Origin of the sequence: Marinospirillum sp., assembly GCF_044810985.1 — a bacterium.
In the GTDB taxonomy this organism is placed as follows: Bacteria; Pseudomonadota; Gammaproteobacteria; order Pseudomonadales; family Halomonadaceae; genus Marinospirillum.
In genome coordinates this window covers 3,133,958-3,153,420 of record NZ_CP085242.1, presented here as the reverse complement: position 1 = coordinate 3,153,420, position 19,463 = coordinate 3,133,958, and the positions used below count along the sequence as shown (strand labels likewise).

10 protein-coding genes, 2 tRNA genes and 3 rRNA genes are annotated in these 19,463 nt (G+C 52.5%); 4 read left to right on the top strand and 11 right to left on the bottom strand.

Annotation, left to right across the window (positions count from 1 at the left end; all coding sequences use genetic code 11):
• Nucleotides 1-23: 23 nt before the first annotated feature.
• Nucleotides 24-2,693 (bottom strand): DNA gyrase subunit A, encoded by a 2,670-nt coding sequence (gyrA, locus tag LG323_RS14875; protein WP_404417841.1) that lies wholly within the window; start codon nt 2,691-2,693, stop codon nt 24-26.
• Nucleotides 2,694-2,879: 186 nt separating this feature from the next.
• On the opposite strand from gyrA, the gene LG323_RS14870 reads away from it, so the two are divergent.
• Complete coding sequence (locus LG323_RS14870; protein ID WP_404417838.1) at nt 2,880-3,155, top strand: hypothetical protein; 276 nt, start codon at nt 2,880-2,882, stop codon at nt 3,153-3,155.
• Here LG323_RS14870 and LG323_RS14865 read toward each other — a convergent pair.
• The 3 genes from LG323_RS14865 to LG323_RS14855 all read right to left on the bottom strand — a co-directional run bounded on the left by LG323_RS14865 (nt 3,149) and on the right by LG323_RS14855 (nt 6,782).
• Complete coding sequence (locus LG323_RS14865; RefSeq protein WP_404417835.1) at nt 3,149-3,601, bottom strand: PaaI family thioesterase; 453 nt, start codon at nt 3,599-3,601, stop codon at nt 3,149-3,151. The genes LG323_RS14870 and LG323_RS14865 overlap by 7 nt on opposite strands.
• Nucleotides 3,602-3,682: 81 nt before the next feature.
• On the bottom strand, nt 3,683-5,077 hold the full coding sequence (gene cysS, locus LG323_RS14860; RefSeq protein WP_404420145.1) for a cysteine--tRNA ligase: 1,395 nt from the start codon (nt 5,075-5,077) through the stop codon (nt 3,683-3,685).
• A 19-nt stretch (nt 5,078-5,096) separates the two neighbouring features.
• On the bottom strand, nt 5,097-6,782 hold the full coding sequence (locus LG323_RS14855) for a glutamine--tRNA ligase/YqeY domain fusion protein (RefSeq protein WP_404417832.1): 1,686 nt from the start codon (nt 6,780-6,782) through the stop codon (nt 5,097-5,099).
• 121 nt (nt 6,783-6,903) lie between these two features.
• Here LG323_RS14855 and LG323_RS14850 point away from each other — a divergent pair, with 121 nt between their 5' ends.
• The 3 genes from LG323_RS14850 to LG323_RS14840 all read left to right on the top strand — a co-directional run bounded on the left by LG323_RS14850 (nt 6,904) and on the right by LG323_RS14840 (nt 10,618).
• Nucleotides 6,904-7,416 (top strand): peptidylprolyl isomerase, encoded by a 513-nt coding sequence (locus tag LG323_RS14850; RefSeq protein WP_404417829.1) that lies wholly within the window; start codon nt 6,904-6,906, stop codon nt 7,414-7,416.
• A 15-nt stretch (nt 7,417-7,431) separates the two neighbouring features.
• Nucleotides 7,432-8,166: a UDP-2,3-diacylglucosamine diphosphatase gene (locus LG323_RS14845; RefSeq protein WP_404417826.1), complete on the top strand. Its 735-nt coding sequence runs from the start codon at nt 7,432-7,434 to the stop codon at nt 8,164-8,166.
• A gap of 289 nt (nt 8,167-8,455) precedes the next feature.
• Nucleotides 8,456-10,618: a methyl-accepting chemotaxis protein gene (locus tag LG323_RS14840; RefSeq protein ID WP_404417823.1), complete on the top strand. Its 2,163-nt coding sequence runs from the start codon at nt 8,456-8,458 to the stop codon at nt 10,616-10,618.
• A 294-nt stretch (nt 10,619-10,912) separates the two neighbouring features.
• Here LG323_RS14840 and rrf read toward each other — a convergent pair.
• The 7 genes from rrf to prpF all read right to left on the bottom strand — a co-directional run bounded on the left by rrf (nt 10,913) and on the right by prpF (nt 19,408).
• A 5S ribosomal RNA gene (gene rrf, locus LG323_RS14835) occupies nt 10,913-11,028 on the bottom strand.
• 151 nt (nt 11,029-11,179) lie between these two features.
• A 23S ribosomal RNA gene (locus LG323_RS14830) occupies nt 11,180-14,070 on the bottom strand.
• A gap of 298 nt (nt 14,071-14,368) precedes the next feature.
• A tRNA-Ala gene (locus LG323_RS14825) sits at nt 14,369-14,444 on the bottom strand.
• A gap of 133 nt (nt 14,445-14,577) precedes the next feature.
• Nucleotides 14,578-14,654: transfer RNA gene (locus LG323_RS14820), tRNA-Ile, on the bottom strand.
• A 69-nt stretch (nt 14,655-14,723) separates the two neighbouring features.
• Nucleotides 14,724-16,260, bottom strand: a 16S ribosomal RNA gene (locus LG323_RS14815).
• The 16S, 23S and 5S rRNA genes sit together here with 2 tRNA genes alongside, the layout of an rRNA operon.
• A 392-nt stretch (nt 16,261-16,652) precedes the next feature.
• Nucleotides 16,653-18,137 (bottom strand): bifunctional 2-methylcitrate dehydratase/aconitate hydratase, encoded by a 1,485-nt coding sequence (locus LG323_RS14810; RefSeq protein WP_404417820.1) that lies wholly within the window; start codon nt 18,135-18,137, stop codon nt 16,653-16,655.
• A 92-nt stretch (nt 18,138-18,229) separates the two neighbouring features.
• A complete protein-coding gene (gene prpF, locus LG323_RS14805) occupies nt 18,230-19,408 on the bottom strand; it encodes a 2-methylaconitate cis-trans isomerase PrpF (RefSeq protein ID WP_404417817.1) in 1,179 nt (392 codons plus the stop codon).
• Between the last annotated feature and the right edge of the window lie 55 nt (nt 19,409-19,463).

Sequence of the window (19,463 nt, the reverse complement as noted above, 5' to 3'; positions counted from 1 at the left end):
TTCTTCAGTCTTGATTCAAGCTATCACTGATCTTCGTTACCCGCCTCGTTTTCCTCAGCGTCTTCATCCAGATCTTCAGCAATATCCTGAACCCGCACCGTTCCACAGAGTTTTTCTTCATCGCTCAGGCGAATCAGGGTAACCCCCTGGGTGTTGCGCGAAGTCGTGGAGACCTCATCGACACGGGTACGAACCAGAGTACCGCGGTTGGTGATCAGCATCATTTCTTCGCCATCTTCCACCTGAATGGCGGACACCAGAGCACCGTTACGGGTGCTGGTTTGCATGGCAATCACGCCCTGACCACCGCGGCCGCGCAGCGGGAATTCCTGCAGGCGGGTGCGTTTGCCATAGCCGTTTTCAGAGGCTGTCAGGATGTAGATCGGGCGATCAGCTTCCACCGCTGGAGTCATCTGTTCGCTGACTGCATCTTCAACACCTTCATCCTCTTCGGTTTCTGCATCGATCACTGTGGAACGGGGAATAATCAGGCTGATCACCTCGCCGTCACCGGGCATTTTCACGCCGCGCACACCGCGGGCAGTACGGCCCATGCCGCGCACATGACTTTCTTCAAAACGGATGGCCTTGCCAGCACTGGTGAAGAGCATGACATGATCATTGCCATTGGTGATGGCTGCGCCCACCAGACGATCCCCTTCATCCAGATCCAGGGCGATCAGGCCGTTGGAACGGGGACGCGAGAATTGATCCAGGCTGGTTTTCTTCACGGTACCGCGGGCTGTCGCCATGAACACGAAGAAGTCTTCACGATAATCACGCACTGGCAGGATGGTGGTGATCTGTTCACCCTCTTCCAGAGGCAATAGATTCACCAGAGGACGGCCACGCGAACCGCGACTGCCGGTGGGGACATCGTAAACCTTCAGCCAGTAAACCTTGCCGCGGGTGGAGAAGAGCAGCACGGTATCATGCGTTGAAGCCACCAACAGATGTTCGATGACATCTTCATCTTTCATGGCGGTGGCGGATTTACCACGACCACCACGGCGCTGGGCGCGATAATCACTCAGCGGCTGGGTTTTGGCATAGCCGGTACGTGACAGAGTGAAAACCATATCTTCTTCAGCAATCAGGTCTTCCATTGAGAAGTCCTGACGGCTGGCAATAATTTCACTGCGACGCACATCCGAGTATTCATTACGGATAGCGGTCAACTCTTCACGAATCACCTGCATCAGCAGAGCCGGATCAGCCAGAATCGCCAGGAATTCGGCAATCTTGTCGAGCAACTCACGGTATTCATTGAGCAGCTTTTCATGCTCCATACCGGTCAGGCGATGCAGGCGCAGATCCAGAATGGCCTGGGCCTGAACAGCTGACAAACGGTACAAATCCTGATTTTCCGACAGGCCCAGACCTTCTTCCAGATGATCCGGCTTGCAGGCATCGGCACCGGCACGCTCCAGCATTTGCACAACATTGCCCGGTTCCCAGGCACGCGCCAGCAACGCTTCCTTGGCTTCAGCCGAAGAAGGCGAGGCCTTGATCAGTTCGATGATGGGATCAATATTGGCCAGAGCAATCGCCAGACCTTCCAGAATATGACCGCGCTCACGCGCTTTGCGCAGTTCGTAAACGGTACGGCGGGTCACCACTTCCTGGCGGTGGCGGATGAAAGCATCCAGCATTTGCTTGAGGTTCAGCAACAGGGGCTGGCCGTCTTTGAGCGCCACCATGTTGATGCCAAACACATTCTGCAGTGAAGTCTGGGTAAAGAGGTTGTTCACCAGGACTTCCGGGGATTCACCTTTTTTGACTTCAATAACAATGCGCATGCCGTCCTTGTCGGACTCATCGCGCAGCTCGGCAATGCCTTCAATTTTCTTTTCTTTCACCAGCTCGGCAATTTTTTCTATCTGGCGCGCCTTGTTGAGCTGATAAGGAATCTCGGTAAAGACGATGGCTTCCCGATTGCCAATGGTCTCAAAATGGTGCTTGGCACGCATGTAGATGCGGCCGCGGCCCGTGCGGTAGGCTTCAACAATACCGGCCTTGCCATTGATGATGGCCCCCGTGGGAAAGTCCGGGCCGGGAATGTATTCCATCAGGTCATCAATGGTCAGTTCCGGGTCATCAATCAGGGCCAGACAGCCATCCACCACTTCACCCAGGTTGTGGGGAGGGATGTTGGTGGCCATGCCCACGGCAATACCAGCCGAACCATTGACCAACAGGTTGGGAACGCGGGTGGGCAGAACTGCAGGAATCCGCTCGGTGCCATCGTAGTTATCAACGTAGTCCACCGTTTCCTTGTCGAGATCGGCCAGCAGGGAGTGGCTGATCTTGGCCATACGGATTTCGGTGTAACGCATGGCAGCTGCCGAGTCACCGTCAATCGAACCGAAGTTACCCTGACCGTCCACCAGCATGTAACGCAGCGAGAAGGGCTGAGCCATACGCACGATGGTGTCATAAACGGCAGAGTCACCATGCGGGTGATATTTACCGATGACATCACCGACCACACGGGCTGATTTCTTATAGGCTTTGTTCCAGTCGTTGTTGAGCTCGTGCATGGCAAAGAGAACCCGGCGGTGCACCGGCTTCAGGCCATCACGAACATCAGGCAGGGCGCGTCCGATAATGACGCTCATCGCGTAATCAAGGTAGGACTGTTTCAGCTCGTCCTCGATATTGACCGGATGGATCTCTTTGGCGATTTCAGCCATGCATCTTCGTCCTTCTGAGGTTTTTTTGATATTCGTGCGATTATACCCTTTTGTTGGGTTCAGGTCATGGTTAGTGCGTTTTATCACAAGGGATTTTCTTTACTTGAGAAATTCCCCCTAAGGCTTGAAAATCCAGTAAGATTAAAGTCATGTCATCCATGCCCAATCCGTTTAAGGAGTCTGTTTATGAGCAGCTCAAGCGAAATATCCAAAGCCCGCGCCCTGTCTGAACTCCGTCAGTTTTTGAAAAAGCTGTTGCTGGAACCCGGCACCCTGGAAAAAACCCTGGAAATCGCCAAGCGTCACTATGGCGATCACAAGATGCTGGACAGAGTGGCCGAAGACATTACCGCAGAAACCCTGGTCAAGATCCCGGAAGATCCCGAAGAGCGCACGGCGGCTGATGAGTTGTTTCTGGAACTGCTCAAAGAAGTCGTTGAGGAAAGTCAGGCACTTTATTGATTAACTGGTTTTTTGGCGACCACGGCCAGGGTAACGGAAGCCCTGGCCAAAAGCCTGTCCCAACGCTGGTCCGCAAAAAGGTCGGATTCAACAATAATCAGGCTGCGTCCGAGCTTGATCACCCTGGCCCGACAATTCAGCTCTTCACCTTCCACAGGCCGCAGCAAACTGATCTTGAAATCCGCCGTCAGCACCAATTGACCTTCAGGAATCAGGGTCGCACCGGCTGCGCCTCCTGTATGATCGGTCAGCGTGCACTGCACCCCGGCATGCACATAACCATCCTGTTGTTGGTGGTCTTTACGCACGGGCAAACGTGTTTCGCAATAGCCAGGGGCCACTTCCACCGTCTGCAAACCCAGGGAACGGGCAAAAGGAGCGGCTTGCAAAATACGCTCTACTTCCTGGTGGTAGCAGGGATTGGCAGGTTCGAAAAGAGCTGACATAGGCTTGTCCTTGTTGTTATTGACAACCAGCCTATATCAGCAGCACTCAGGAAGGAACAACGAACAGCGACCCGCGAGTCATCAGGCCCGAGTCCAGGTCGTCCCATCCTTGTTGTCTTTCAGAACGATACCCTGGGCAGCAAGGTCATCGCGGATTCGGTCCGCTTCGGCAAAGTCCCGCTCCTGCTTGGCCATCAGGCGCTTTTCAATCAGGGTTTCAATCACATCTGGGTTGATGCTGGTTTCTTCTGCTTGTCCCTGGAGGAAGGCCTGGGGATCCTGCTGCAAAAATCCCAGAGTGCTGGCCAGTTGCTGAAGTTCACCGGCCAGAGCAGCAGCCAGTTGAGTATCATCCCCTTCCCTAGCACGGTTAATTGCACGGGTCAGGTCAAAAAGAACGGCCAGAGCTTCTGGGGTGTTGAAATCATCATCCATGGCCTTGAAGAAGTTTTCCCGCCAGTGGCCGACCTGAGCAACCTTCTCAGGGTAAATCACCGTCTCCAGACCATTCAGTGCCGTGTAAAAGCGCTCCAGGGATTTACGGGCATCCTTGAGTGCGGTCTCAGAATAATTAATCGCTGAACGGTAATGGCTGGACAAGAGAAGATAACGCACCACTTCTGGGTCGTATTTTTCCAGTATTTCCCGGATGGTGAAGAAGTTACCCAGTGACTTGGACATCTTTTCTTCGTCCACGCGCACAGCCCCGGCATGCATCCAGGTATTGACGTATTTCTGCCCGGTCGCGGCTTCACTCTGGGCGATTTCATTTTCATGGTGCGGAAAAGGCAAATCAGGCCCACCGCCATGGATATCAAAGGTATTGCCCAGGCAGCAGGTGGACATGGCCGAGCACTCAATGTGCCAACCAGGCCGTCCATTACCCCAGGGCGAAGGCCAGCTGGCTTCACCGGGTTTGGCGGCTTTCCAGAGCACAAAATCCAGGGGGTCTTCCTTGTGGCTGTCGACCTCAACGCGTGAACCGGCCTGCAAATCATCCAGTTTGCGGTTGGTCAATTGACCATAGTTGGCAAACTTGCGAACCCGGTAGTAGACATCACCATTGTCGGCGGCATAGGCATAGCCCTTGTCTTCCAGGGTTTTGATCAGGTTGAGGATGTCTTCAATATAGGCCGTGGCACGGGGTTCAATGTCCGGGCGCAATACCCCCAGACGGGTTTCGTCTTCGTGCATGGCGGCAATCATTCGCTCGGTGAGCTGATTGATTTCTTCGCCGTTTTCATCGGCACGCTTGAGAATCTTGTCATCGATGTCGGTGATGTTGCGCACATAGGTGACGGCATAACCGCGCTCACGCAGGTAGCGGGTGATCATGTCGAAAACCACCATGACGCGGGCATGACCCAGGTGGCAAAGGTCATAAACCGTGACGCCACAGACGTACATTTTGATCTTGCCGGGTTCCAGTGGCTGCAGCGGCTCTTTCTGATGGGTCAGAGTATTATAGAGGGTAATTTGTGGTAGTTGTGTCATTTTAGCCCTGTTTTTTCTGCATTTTGGCCCAGGAGTCTTTAAGGCTGACGGTACGGTTGAAGACAAGCTTGCCGTTCGACTGGTGATCGTGACGATCAGCGCAGAAGTAGCCCACCCGCTCAAACTGGAAGTGGTCTTCGGGTTGCGCAGCAGCCAGATCCGGCTCGCAGACTGCTTCAATCCGGGTCAACGAATCCGGGTTCAGGTGTTCCAGAAAATCCTTGTCCTTGTCAGCATCCGGTGTTTCCACCTGAAAGAGATTGTCATACAGACGAACTTCGGCAGCCACGCCCTTGTCCGCACTGACCCAGTGAATCACACCCTTGACCTTGCGACCTTCAGGATTCTTGCCCAGAGTTTCGGGATCATAAGAGCAATGCAGCTCTGTGACCTCCCCCTGGTCATTCTTGATCACTTCATCACAACGAATCACCCAGGCATTGCGCAGACGCACTTCCTTGCCGGGAGCCAGACGGAAGAATTTTTTGGGTGGATCTTCCATGAAGTCATCCCGGTCAATATAGAGTTCACGGGTAAAGGGCAGTTGGCGCTCACCCAGGTCATCACGGGCAGGATGCGAAGGAGCGGTCAGAACCTCTTCACGACCGGCTTCCCAGTTGGTGATCACGACTTTGATGGGGTTGAGTACCACCATGGCACGACGAGCGTTATGCTCCAGATCATTGCGCAGGGCAAAGTTGAGCATATTGATGTCCACCACCCCACCGGCACGATTCACCCCGACCAGATCACAGAAATCACGAATGGATTTGGGGGTGAAACCACGGCGGCGCATACCGGAAATCGTCGGCATCCGCGGATCATCCCAGCCCTTCACGATGCCTTCATCCACCAGCAGTTTGAGTTTGCGCTTGGAGGTCACCGTGTAATTCAGGTTCAAACGCGCAAATTCAGTCTGTACCGGCTTGCAGGGTACGGGCAGGTTGTTCAGAAACCATTCGTACAACGGGCGATGATCTTCAAATTCCAGAGTACACAGAGAATGGGTAATCCCTTCAATGGCATCTGACTGACCGTGAGTGAAATCATAACTGGGGTAAATGCACCACTTGTCACCCGTCTGGTGATGGTGCTGGTGGCGGATGCGATAAAGAATGGGATCACGCAGGTTGATATTGGGGGCAGCCATGTCTATTTTGGCTCGCAAAACCTTGGCACCATTGGGGTAGTCACCGGCACGCATCCTGGCAAATTCAGCCAGGTTTTCGTCCACACTGCGATCCCGGAAGGGGCTATTTTTACCCGGCTCGGTCAGGGTGCCGCGATATTCGCGCATCTGTTCGGCATCCAGCTCACAGACATAGGCCTTGCCTTCCTTGATGAGGTGAGTGGCCCAGTCATAAAGTTGGTCAAAATAGTTGGATGCAAAACGCACGCCACCCGCCCACTGAAAGCCCAACCAATGGATGTCTTCCTGGATGGCATCAATAAAAACCTGGCTTTCTTTTTCAGGGTTGGTGTCATCAAAACGCAGATGACAAGCACCCCCAAATTCTTCAGCAATACCGAAGTTCAGGCAAATGCTTTTGGCGTGGCCGATATGCAGGAAACCATTAGGCTCAGGCGGGAAGCGGGTCACGACTTTTTGTTGCTGACCTGCTTCACGCTGCTCTTGGATCAGGTTGCGGATAAAGTTGGTTGCAGCAGAAATTTCGGCCTGGCTCATAGCTCTCGCTTCTTAACGGGTTGGTGAATAAAAGCAAAGAAAGTTATTATAACAGGAAGCAGGCTGACTGCGAGTCAGCCGCTTTATTGTTTCTCTACCTAAACCCCACGGAGTCGAAAACGTGTCTGCTACCAACCCCCAGGTTCGCCTGACCACCAGCAAGGGTGATATCACTCTTGAACTCAACGCTGAAAAAGCACCGAAAACTGTTGCCAACTTCCTTGATTATGTCGGCAAAGGTCACTATGACGGCACCATCTTTCACCGCGTCATTAGCAACTTCATGGTTCAGGGCGGTGGTTTTGATGCCGACTTCAACCAGAAACCTGCTCCCAACACCGTAGAAAACGAAGCCGATAATGGCCTGAGCAATGTTAATGGCGCTGTTGCCATGGCGCGCACCATGGACCCTCACTCAGCCAGTGCCCAGTTTTTCATTAACGTCAAAGACAATGACTTCCTGAACCATTCCAGCAAAACACCTCAAGGCTGGGGTTATGCGGTTTTTGGTCAGGTCATTGATGGCATGGATGTGGTCGAGGAAATCAAGGCCGTACCCACCGGCAACAAAATGGGTCATCAGGATGTACCTAAGGAAAATATCTTGATTGAAAAAGCAGAAGTCATTCAGTAAAGAAGGCTCTGATTAATGCTGCTATTTATCTCCGATCTACACCTACAGGAAGATCGCCCCCAGTTGACCCAGGGATTTCTGAGGTTTCTGGAACAACAGGCCCCCAAGGCAGAAGCCTTGTATATTCTGGGTGATTTCTTTGATGTGTGGATCGGGGATGACGCCATGACCCCCTTTCACCACAGCATTGCCAGTGCACTTCACCAGTGTGCCGAGCAGGGTACGAAAATTCACCTGATGCACGGCAACCGGGATTTTGCCCTGGGAGAGGATTTCTGCAAGCTGGCTGGCTGCACCCTGTTGCCTGACCCCTGTGTTATTGCTCCGTTCGGGGAACCCCTGCTGCTGATGCATGGTGACCTCCTCTGCACCGATGATATTGCTTACCAGAGAATGCGTAAGGTCTTCCGCAACCCTCTGGTTAATTTTATTTTACGCAACACCCCAGTCAGTTTCCGCCGCAAAATTGCCAGCAAAACCCGCCAGACCAGCCAGAAACAAACTCGCATGAAGGCAGACAAGATCATTGATGCCAACCCTCAAGCCATTATTGATTATATGCAGGAACATCAGGTTGAAACCCTGATACACGGCCACACTCACCGCCCAGCACGACATCATCACTCCCTTAAGCGCGAAGGCCAGATAATCGAGGGACAACGCTATGTATTGGGTGACTGGAGTGATCAGGAAGGGTGGAAAATTCAAGTGACCCCTGAAGATATTGAGCTGCTTGCTTTTACCCTCTAGACTTCCCCCTCCCCAAAAAGTTACATCAGGTAACTTTTAGTGCATTCATGTGCTTCGCACTAAAAAAATGCACTTTCCTGATCATGTTGTTCCATATCTCTTCCATAATTGCACCGAAAAGGTGCGACTAGCTGTTTCAAACCCAAGAAAATCTCTTAACCTACTGTATTAAAAGACTTTTATTAGTTGGTACAAGTTTTGCTATAAAGAATTCATAGCCTGACACAGATCAAAAAAACAACAACTCCCCCTCAATGTCTTTTACTTCCACGCATCGGAGAAATGGTTAATGACGCAACTGCAAAGCCACAAGATGAATCTTTCTGGCGCTGAAAAGCACTGGTTGCCGGTTTTTGGTAGCAACGGTAAATTAAAACTTGGATGGAGCTGTTTTCTCAACCGACAACTCTATCCGGTGATTGAACAGGTTTTTGAAGGGGTCGCAGCGACTCGCGTGAAGCTCTTGCACGAGTGGGTGGATAGCCATTGGCAACATTTGGAGGAGCTGGCTGAGCAAGTCTCAATAGGCGATCAAGACAAACTGGCGCGGCAATTGAATGAAAAGAAAAACCAGTTGGCTGACCTGTCAGAGCTTTTTTATGTTGATCACGACGGAACTATTCTGGCTTCAAGCAGTAAGCAACGTGCTGGTCAGAGTCATCAGGGACCCACACTAGGAGCCGCACTTCAGCAGGGTCTTAACCATCCCTTCCTGCACGGCCCTTATTCCGACAGCAACACACTGGAGTTGGGCCCTTCAACATCCAGCTTTCATGATGCTGTGACCTTGATGTTCTACCAGCCGGTGATTCATGAAGGCAAAGCTCATGGCTGTCTCTGCGCACGGGTTCCCAACGATGTTCTCGGGGACTTGATTCAGCGCGAGGCTGGGCATGTTTACCCTGAGTCTGGCGACAATTATATTTTCATGGTGGAGTCCAGGTTTGATCAATCCATTCAGCCAGGCACAGCCCTGTCCCGTTCCCGCTTTGAAGACAGCACTTTTTCTCATGGTGAGAACCTGAAAGACGGTATCCATACCAAGTGGGGCACTGTCAGTGTGCAAAAGCATACCGAACTGGAGCTGCGCTTTACTGACCCGGCCACGGGCAACCTGCATCCAGGTGTGCGTGAAACCATCACCAACGGCAGCAACCTGTTTATCACTTATCCCGGTTATTCCGACTATCGTCACATCCCGGTGATCGGCAAGGGGGTTACCTTCCAATTACCCGGTTCTCCGGATAAATGGGGGATGATGTGTGAAGGTGACCTGGAAGAGGTCTATCGCCGCCGCTCCATCAGTGTCAGCCTGATGAACACCTACCTCCTGACCGTGGCCGGGTTTCTGGGGGCAACCACCTTACTGCACAGCTATGCACCGCTGGACACGTTACCCATGCTGGCAGCCAATACACTCATGCTGGGGATTTCCGCCTGGATATTTGCCAATCTGGGCCCCAAGCGTGTCTCTGAAAGACTGCGTAATACCACAAAAATCATCCGCACCATCGCCGAGGGTGAAGGCAACCTGCGTCAACGCCTGGATACCGAAAAGATGGCCAAGGATGAAAGTGGCAGCATGGGGCGTTGGTTCAACAGCTTTCTAGACAGCATGGATGGCATCATGGGGCAGGTGATTCACACCACAGAAACCGTCAAACAGAACAATGACAAGATGCTGGATCGTACCCAGGAAGCCCGCCAAACCAGCCAGGAAGTGAACCAGGTAATCGGCAAGATGCTAAGCCTGGTCGAAGAGCAAATGGAAGAGATCGACCAGGCGACAGCAACAGCCAATACCATGAAAAAAGCCATGGATGAAGTGGTTGATAAAGCCAGGGAACAATTTGAAAGTGCGCAAACCAGCACCTTGAGCATCCGCAAGGTTGTTGATACCACGGCTCAACGAGTACAGAGTCTCGACAGTCGCATGGTGGAAATCGGTGATATTGTCGAAATGATCACTGAAATCACCAACCAAACCAACCTGCTGGCCTTGAATGCCGCCATAGAAGCCGCCAGGGCAGGAGAAGCGGGGAGAGGCTTTGCCGTCGTTGCCGATGAGGTCAGATCCCTGGCCACACGAACGGCAGAAGCCGCAGGTGATATTCAGGAAACCGTGACCAGTCTGCAAAAAGAAACCCGCAGTGCCGTGGACTATATGGAAGATGGCGTTAAAGAAGTGGATATTCGTCTTAAGGAAGCTGAAAACAACACCTCAGAAAACACCGAACTCCACCAGGCGGTTGAGCAGATGTTCAGTATCATTACTCAACTGAGCGAACGCAGTGAGTTCTACGGCTCCTCCATTCGTCAGGTTGAAGTCGCATCAGGAGAAATGACCAGTGTTATGGAAGAGCTACAGGGCTCGGCCAATCATGTGCGCCACTCCACACAAACCCTGCAGCAGCTGGTAGGCAAGTTCACAGTGAGTGCACAGAAACCTTAATAAAAACCAGACCGGCTCCGTGTGGGCCGGTTTTTTTGTGCCACGTCTCTGGCAGTGATAGTTCAAGGCATAAAAAAACACCCCTTGAACGCGTGTTCAAGGGGTGTTTTCAGAATAGGTGCCTGACGATGACCTACTTTATTCGCACCATCCCTGGCGCTCACCCTACGGGCCGACCTTCGGCCGTTCTGATTGGTTCCAGACCAATCAGTCACATGCCATGTTCAAGTAGAATTTCTCTAGCCATAAAAAAATCCCCCTGACTCACTGAGCCAAGGGGATTGTTTTATAAGTGCCTGACGATGACCTACTTTCACATGGGGAAGCCCCACACTATCATCGGCGCTGAGCGGTTTCACTTCTGAGTTCGAAAAGGGTTCAGGTGGTTCCCACTCGCTAAGGTCGTCAGGCGTAACTGTTGGAAGCTGGCACTGCTTCGGCCAACATCCTAAAAAGGGGCAAGATTCAAGTTTTGGCGTATCGCCGGTCTGCGTCAGTCTCTTACGTATCCGTCAAATCATCATTGCTCAGTCTTGATCTATAAAACCGCTTGGGTGTTATATGGTCAAGCCTCACGGGTCATTAGTATCGGTTAGCTCAACGCATTGCTGCGCTTCCACATCCGACCTATCAACCTTGTGGTCTTCAAGGGCCCTTTAGGAGGATCAAGTCCTCAGGGAGACCTTATCTTGAAGGGGGCTTCCCGCTTAGATGCCTTCAGCGGTTATCCCGTCCGAACATAGCTACCGGGCAATGCCATTGGCATGACAACCCGAACACCAGAGGTTCGTCCACTCCGGTCCTCTCGTACTAGGAGCAGCTCTTCTCAAGTCTCCAACGTCCACGGCAGATAGGGACCGAACTGTCTCACGACGTTCTAAACCCAGCTCGCGTACCACTTTAAATGGCGAACAGCCATACCCTTGGGACCGAATTCAGCCCCAGGATGTGATGAGCCGACATCGAGGTGCCAAACACCGCCGTCGATGTGAACTCTTGGGCGGTATCAGCCTGTTATCCCCGGAGTACCTTTTATCCGTTGAGCGATGGCCCTTCCATACAGAACCACCGGATCACTAGAACCTACTTTCGTACCTGCTCGACGTGTCTGTCTCGCAGTCAAGCACCCTTATGCTCTTGCACTCATTGGCTGATTTCCGACCAGCCTGAGGGTACCTTTGTGCTCCTCCGTTACTCTTTGGGAGGAGACCGCCCCAGTCAAACTACCCACCACACACGGTCCCTGATCCAGATAATGGACCTAGGTTAGAACCTCAAGATTGCCAGGCTGGTATTTCAAGGTTGGCTCCATGCAAACTGGCGTCTGCATTTCAAAGCCTCCCAGCTATCCTACACAAGCAATATCAAAGTCCAGTGTGAAGCTATAGTAAAGGTTCACGGGGTCTTTCCGTCTAGCCGCGGATACACAGCATCTTCACTGCGATTTCAATTTCACTGAGTCTCGGGTGGAGACAGCGCCCCCATCATTACGCCATTCGTGCAGGTCGGAACTTACCCGACAAGGAATTTCGCTACCTTAGGACCGTTATAGTTACGGCCGCCGTTTACCGGGGCTTCGATCAAGAGCTTCGCTTGCGCTAACCCCATCAATTAACCTTCCGGCACCGGGCAGGCGTCACACCCTATACGTCCACTTACGTGTTTGCAGAGTGCTGTGTTTTTAATAAACAGTTGCAGGGGCCTGGTATCTTCGACCGACTTCGGCTCGGTTTGTGTAAACGTCACCTAGTGTCGGCGTGCCTTCTCCCGAAGTTACGGCACCATTTTGCCTAGTTCCTTCACCCGAGTTCTCTCAAGCGCCTGGGTCTTCTCGACCTGACCACCTGTGTCGGTTTGGGGTACGGTTTGTTGTGATCTGAAGCTTAGAGACTTTTCTTGGAAGCGTGGCATCAACGAGTTCGATTCCCCGAAGGTCCTCTTCCTCTCGCATCTCGGCGTTGCACCCCCGGATTTGCCTAAGGGTACCGCCTACTTGCTTTCACCAGGACTACCAACGCCTGGCTCGCCTAGCCTTCTCCGTCCTCCCATCGCAATCACAACAAGTGCAGGAATATTAACCTGCTTCCCATCGACTACGCCTTTCGGCCTCGCCTTAGGGGCCGACTCACCCTACCCTGATTAGCATGGGATAGGAAACCTTGGTCTTCCGGCGGGGGAGTTTTTCACTCCCCTTATCGTTACTCATGTCAGCATTCGCACTTGTGATACCTCCAGCAGACTTCTCAATCCACCTTCGACGGCTTACACAACGCTCCTCTACCGCTCATCATAGATGAACCCGCAGCTTCGGCACCTGGTTTGAGCCCCGTTACATCTTCCGCGCGGGCCGACTCGACTAGTGAGCTATTACGCTTTCTTTAAAGGGTGGCTGCTTCTAAGCCAACCTCCTAGCTGTTTTTGCCTTCCCACATCGTTTCCCACTTAACCAGGATTTTGGGGCCTTAGCTGGCGGTCTGGGTTGTTTCCCTTTTCACGACGGACGTTAGCACCCGCCGTGTGTCTCCCGTGCTCACACTCACCGGTATTCGGAGTTTGCATGGAGTTGGTAAGTCGGGATGACCCCCTAGTCCAAACAGTGCTCTACCTCCGGTGGTGATACACGAGGCGCTACCTAAATAGCTTTCGAGGAGAACCAGCTATCTCCGGGCTTGATTAGCCTTTCACTCCGACCCACAGGTCATCCGAATCTTTTTCAACAGATTACGGTTCGGTCCTCCAGTTGATGTTACTCAACCTTCAACCTGCCCATGGGTAGATCGCCCGGTTTCGGGTCTATTCCCAGCGACTGCGCGCCCTATTAAGACTCGGTTTCCCTACGGCTCCCCTATACGGTTAACCTCGCCACTGAGAATAAGTCGCTGACCCATTATACAAAAGGTACGCCGTCACCCAACAAGTGGGCTCCGACTGCTTGTACGCATACGGTTTCAGGATCTATTTCACTCCCCTAACAGGGGTTCTTTTCGCCTTTCCCTCACGGTACTGGTTCACTATCGGTCAGTCAGGAGTATTTAGCCTTGGAGGATGGTCCCCCCATCTTCAGACAGGATTTCTCGTGTCCCGTCCTACTCGTTTTCACTGAAAATGCATTTTCGCGTACGGGGCTATCACCCGCTATGGCGGCACTTTCCAGAGCCTTCCGCTAACACAAATTCAACTTAAGGGCTGCTCCCCTTTCGCTCGCCGCTACTCAGGGAATCTCGGTTGATTTCTTTTCCTCGGGGTACTTAGATGTTTCAGTTCTCCCGGTTTGCCTCCAGCACCTATGTATTCAGTACTGGATACCCAGCTTACACTGGGTGGGTTTCCCCATTCAGAAATGTCCGGATCACAGTCTGTTTGCCGACTCCCCGAACCTTATCGCAGGCTTCCACGTCTTTCATCGCCTCTGACTGCCAAGGCATCCACCGTATGCGCTTCGTCACTTGACCATATAACCCCAAGAAGTTTTCCTAAAAAGGAGCTAATCCTTTTGGGGCTTATCAAATAACTGTTCAACGATTTTTCGCCGGATACGCTTGAGACTGATGTCCATTGCTGCCTCAGTGAGCAGCAACAAACGTATCGCTTTGACTTTTAAAACTTGAATCTTGCATTGTTAAAGAGCGTATCCTGATGGACAGAATTCAGCGTTCTCAATCGACCTTGGCTTTTTCAGCAAGGTGCAATCAAAAAGGCTCAATAGTGTTCACTAGGAAAAATTTAAGAATGAATCAACAAGATGCTGTTTGGTGGAGCTAAGCGGGATCGAACCGCTGACCTCCTGCGTGCAAGGCAGGCGCTCTCCCAGCTGAGCTATAGCCCCATTTTAACTGGTTAAAAACTTTTCTATGTTTTAAACACAACCAATTAATAATTTGATTCTGAGCGAGGCATTTTGTGGCGAAGCCTACTTTTAGTTAGGCGAGTCACAAAATAACGAAGTTCAGGAGCAAATTTGGTGGGTCTGGGCAGACTTGAACTGCCGACCTCACCCTTATCAGGGGTGCGCTCTAACCAGCTGAGCTACAGACCCGGTCGTTTTGCAGCATCTTTTGCATCAGGTCCATTCATGTGAGCACTTACGGGTGGTTTGGGCCGTCGTTAAGGAGGTGATCCAGCCGCAGGTTCCCCTACGGCTACCTTGTTACGACTTCACCCCAGTCATTAACCACACCGTGGTAACCGCCCTCCCGAAGGTTAAGCTAGCTACTTCTGGTGCAATCAACTCCCATGGTGTGACGGGCGGTGTGTACAAGGCCCGGGAACGTATTCACCGCGGCATTCTGATCCGCGATTACTAGCGATTCCGACTTCATGGAGTCGAGTTGCAGACTCCAATCCGGACTACGACCGGCTTTTGCGGATTGGCTCCCCCTCGCGGGTTAGCAACCTGTTGTACCGGCCATTGTAGCACGTGTGTAGCCCTACTCGTAAGGGCCATGATGACTTGACGTCGTCCCCACCTTCCTCCGGTTTGTCACCGGCAGTCTCCTTAGAGTTCCCGACTTAACTCGCTGGCAAATAAGGATAGGGGTTGCGCTCGTTACGGGACTTAACCCAACATTTCACAACACGAGCTGACGACAGCCATGCAGCACCTGTCACAGAGTTCCCGAAGGCACCAATCCATCTCTGGAAAGTTCTCTGGATGTCAAGAGTAGGTAAGGTTCTTCGCGTTGCATCGAATTAAACCACATGCTCCACCGCTTGTGCGGGCCCCCGTCAATTCATTTGAGTTTTAACCTTGCGGCCGTACTCCCCAGGCGGTCAACTTAGTGCGTTAGCTGCGCCACTAAGAACTCAAGGCTCCCAACGGCTAGTTGACATCGTTTACGGCGTGGACTACCAGGGTATCTAATCCTGTTTGCTCCCCACGCTTTCGCACCTCAGCGTCAGTATCAGTCCAGAAGGCCGCCTTCGCCACTGGTATTCCTCCACATATCTACGCATTTCACCGCTACACGTGGAATTCTACCTTCCTCTACTGTACTCTAGCTTGCCAGTTCCAGATGCCGTTCCTAGGTTGAGCCCAGGGCTTTCACATCTGGCTTAACAAACCGCCTACGCGCGCTTTACGCCCAGTAATTCCGATTAACGCTCGCACCCTCCGTATTACCGCGGCTGCTGGCACGGAGTTTGCCGGTGCTTCTTCTGTGGGTGACGTCACAGCTTACGGGTATTAACCGCAAACCTTTCCTCCCCACTGAAAGTGCTTTACAACCCGAAGGCCTTCTTCACACACGCGGCATGGCTGGATCAGGGTTGCCCCCATTGTCCAATATTCCCCACTGCTGCCTCCCGTAGGAGTCCGGACCGTGTCTCAGTTCCGGTGTGGCTGATCATCCTCTCAGACCAGCTACGGATCGTCGCCTTGGTGAACCTTTACTTCACCAACTAGCTAATCCGACATGGGCTCATCCGATAGCGTGAGGCCGAAACCCCACTTTCTCCCGTAGGACGTACGCGGTATTAGCCTTCCTTTCGAAAGGTTATCCCCCACTATCGGGCAGATTCCCATGCATTACTCACCCGTCCGCCGCTCGACGCCTGGAAGCAAGCTTCCATCGTTTCCGCTCGACTTGCATGTGTTAGGCCTGCCGCCAGCGTTCAATCTGAGCCATGATCAAACTCTTCAGTTTAAAATCATCGATTCATTGAGTGAATCAAACTTGGCTCAAGGTTCAAACGAATAATTGAAATCAAGAATTAACTTGAATCTCGACGAGTCGCTTGCCTTGATGTTTTGTTGACTGAACCACCCTTTCCAAAGAAAGGGCAGCGCCACAAACCATCCCGCAAGCGCCCACATGAATGTACCTGATGCTTCATTCTTAAAGAGCGTTGATTAAAAGCAGCTAAAAGCCCTTCCAATCAAGAGGCAACATATTACCATGCTTTCTGCCTCCGTCAAGCGTTTATTTTCGCTTGTTTGCTGCCGGTTAAGCCTTGGCTTCTCCCTGACAGCGAGTGCGCATTCTAGAGATTTTTCAGGAGAGCGCAAGCACTTTTTGCAAAAAATTGAATAATCATTTTAACCCACAAACTTGTCCACAAATTCATGCACAGGCCAAGCATCCAAGCCTTCTTTTTGCCTGAACACTTCCAGTATTTCCTGGCAACGCTGAGGGACAAAACAGCTGGCCAGATTATCGGCAAACTTCTCTTCCAGAAAAGAAATACTCTCTTCCCTGCGCCTGCGGTGCCCCAGTGGATATTCCACGGCAACCTTTTCGGTGCAGCTGCCATCTGCAAAGAAGATTTGAATCGCATTGGCAATGGAACGCTTTTCCGGGTCAAGGTAGTCCGCAGAAAAGCCTTTGTTCTCCTTGACCTCCATTTTTTCCCTCAAACGATCCAGCTCAGGATGAGCCGCATGAAAACCGTTTTCATAGTGTTCAGCTTTCAGTTCTCCCAACACCAGGGGGACGGCAATCATGTACTGTAAGCAGTGATCCCTGTCTGCGGGATTATTCAATTCACCGGTTTTGGAAATGATTCGGATGGCCGATTCGTGGGTGGTGATTTCTATCCGGCTTATTTCATCCAGGCGATCCCTGACTTGCGGGTGCAGGATAACTGCAGCTTCTGCAGCCGTCTGGGCATGAAATTCAGCGGGAAAGGAAACCTTGAAGAGAATGTTCTCCATCACATAACTGCCATAGGCCTGACTGCGGTCCAGTCGCTGTTTTTCCGGCGGTTTGATCTGTTGATCCTTGTTGGTCTTGCTGAAGAGCACATCATAAAAGCCCCATTGGGGCGCACTCAGAGCGGCAGGAATCCCCATTTCGCCGCGCATTGCCATATCCGCCAAACGCACACCTCTGGAAGTGGCATCCCCAGCGGCCCAGGATTTTCGTGAACCGGCATTGGGAGCATGGCGATAAGTGCGCAGAGCCTGACCATCCACCCAGGCATGCGACAAAGCAGAAAGCAGCTGTTCGCGATTGGCCCCCATCATTTTCGCCACCACAGCGGTCGTCGCCACCTTAACCAGCAGAACGTGATCCAGACCCACACGATTAAATGAGTTTTCCAGGGCCAGGATGCCCTGGATTTCATGCGCCTGAATCATGGCTTCCAAGACGCTGCGCATCAAAAGAGGGGGTTTGCCCTGGGCCACTTGTTTCTGGGAAAGGTGGTCGGCTACAGCCAGGATGCCACCCAGATTATCTGATGGGTGCCCCCACTCTGCAGCCAGCCAGGTATCATTGTAATCCAGCCAGCGCAGGGCACAGCCAAAATCCCAGGCGGCTTTCACCGGATCCAGACGATATGAGGTTCCGGGCACTCGGGCACCCTGAGGCACCTGGGTACCCTCCACCAGAGGGCCAAGGTGCTTGGTGCATTCAGGAAACCGAAGGGCGAGAAGCGCACAACCCAAGGTATCCATCAAACACAAGCGCGCTGTTTTCAGGGCTTCCTGGCTGGGAATAGAGTCATTGAGAAGATAGTCGGCAAGATCCTGAAGTTCCTGGTCATAATCAGGACGAAGGTTAGTGTCGGCATTGCTGCTCATGGGGGCAGCCTCCAGGTCGCTGAAATCAAAAATGCACCCTGAGAGAACCCCAGAGTGCAACGATCGAGAACTTGATTTCAGCCTAGCACAGCTTAGAAGGTATCGCCGGGAATCCGTACCCAACCTTCCATCACAATGCGGGCACTGCGGCTCATGATGGCCTTGTCCACGGACCACTGGCCATCAACCTGACTGGCTTCAGCACCCACCTTAAGCGTGCCGGAAGGATGCCCGAAGGTCACCTCCTTGCGATCGCCCCCACCAGCGGCCAGATTCACCAGGGTTCCGGGGATCGCAGCCGCCGTACCTATGGCCACCGCGGCCGTACCCATCATGGCATGGTGCAACTTGCCCATGGACAGAGCGCGCACCAGAAGATCCACCTTGTCGGCTTCCACTTGCTTGCCACTGGAAGAGGTATAAGTTTTGGGAGGAGCAACAAAGGCCACCTTGGGCGTGTGCTGGCGTGCAGCGGCTTCAGCAACATCCTTGATCAGGCCCATTTTCACAGCACCCTGAGCACGAATCGTCTCAAAGCGCGTGAGTGCATCAGCATCATTGTTGATGGCTTCCTGAAGCTCGGTGCCTGTGTAACCAATTTCATCGGCATTCAGGAAGATAGTGGGAATCCCGGCATTGATCAGAGTGGCCTTGAAAGTGCCTACACCCGGTACTTCGAGATCATCCACCAGATTGCCGGTGGGGAAGATTGCGCCTTCACCATCGGCCGGGTCCATGAATTCCACGGGAATCTCGGCAGCCGGGAAGGTCACGCCATCCAGTTCAAAATCACCGGTTTCCTGAACCTGACCATCCGTCATGGGGACACGGGTGACAATGGTTTTCTTGATATTGGCCTGCCAGATGCGCACTTCGGCCATACCATTTTCGGGCAGACGACTGGCATCCACCAGACCCGAATGGATTGCAAAAGCACCCACCGCAGCTGAAAGGTTGCCGCAGTTGCCGCTCCAATCCACAAACTCCTTGTCGATGGAAACCTGACCAAACAGATAGTCCACATCGTGGCCGGGCTCAGTTGCCGGAGCCAGAATCACGGTCTTGCTGGTACTGGAAGTCGCACCGCCCATACCGTCAATTTGCTTGCCATAGGGATCGGGACTGCCGATGACCCGCAACAAAATGGAATCACGTGCCTTGCCGGGCTTCTGGGCTGCTTCCGGCAGGTCTTTCAGGTTGAAGAAAACACCTTTACTGGTACCACCACGCATATAGGTGGCGGGGATTTTGATCTGGGGAACCTGACTCATATTTCACTCCTGATTTTACAAACTTTATAGAGCCTGAAATAAGTAAGGCGGAACC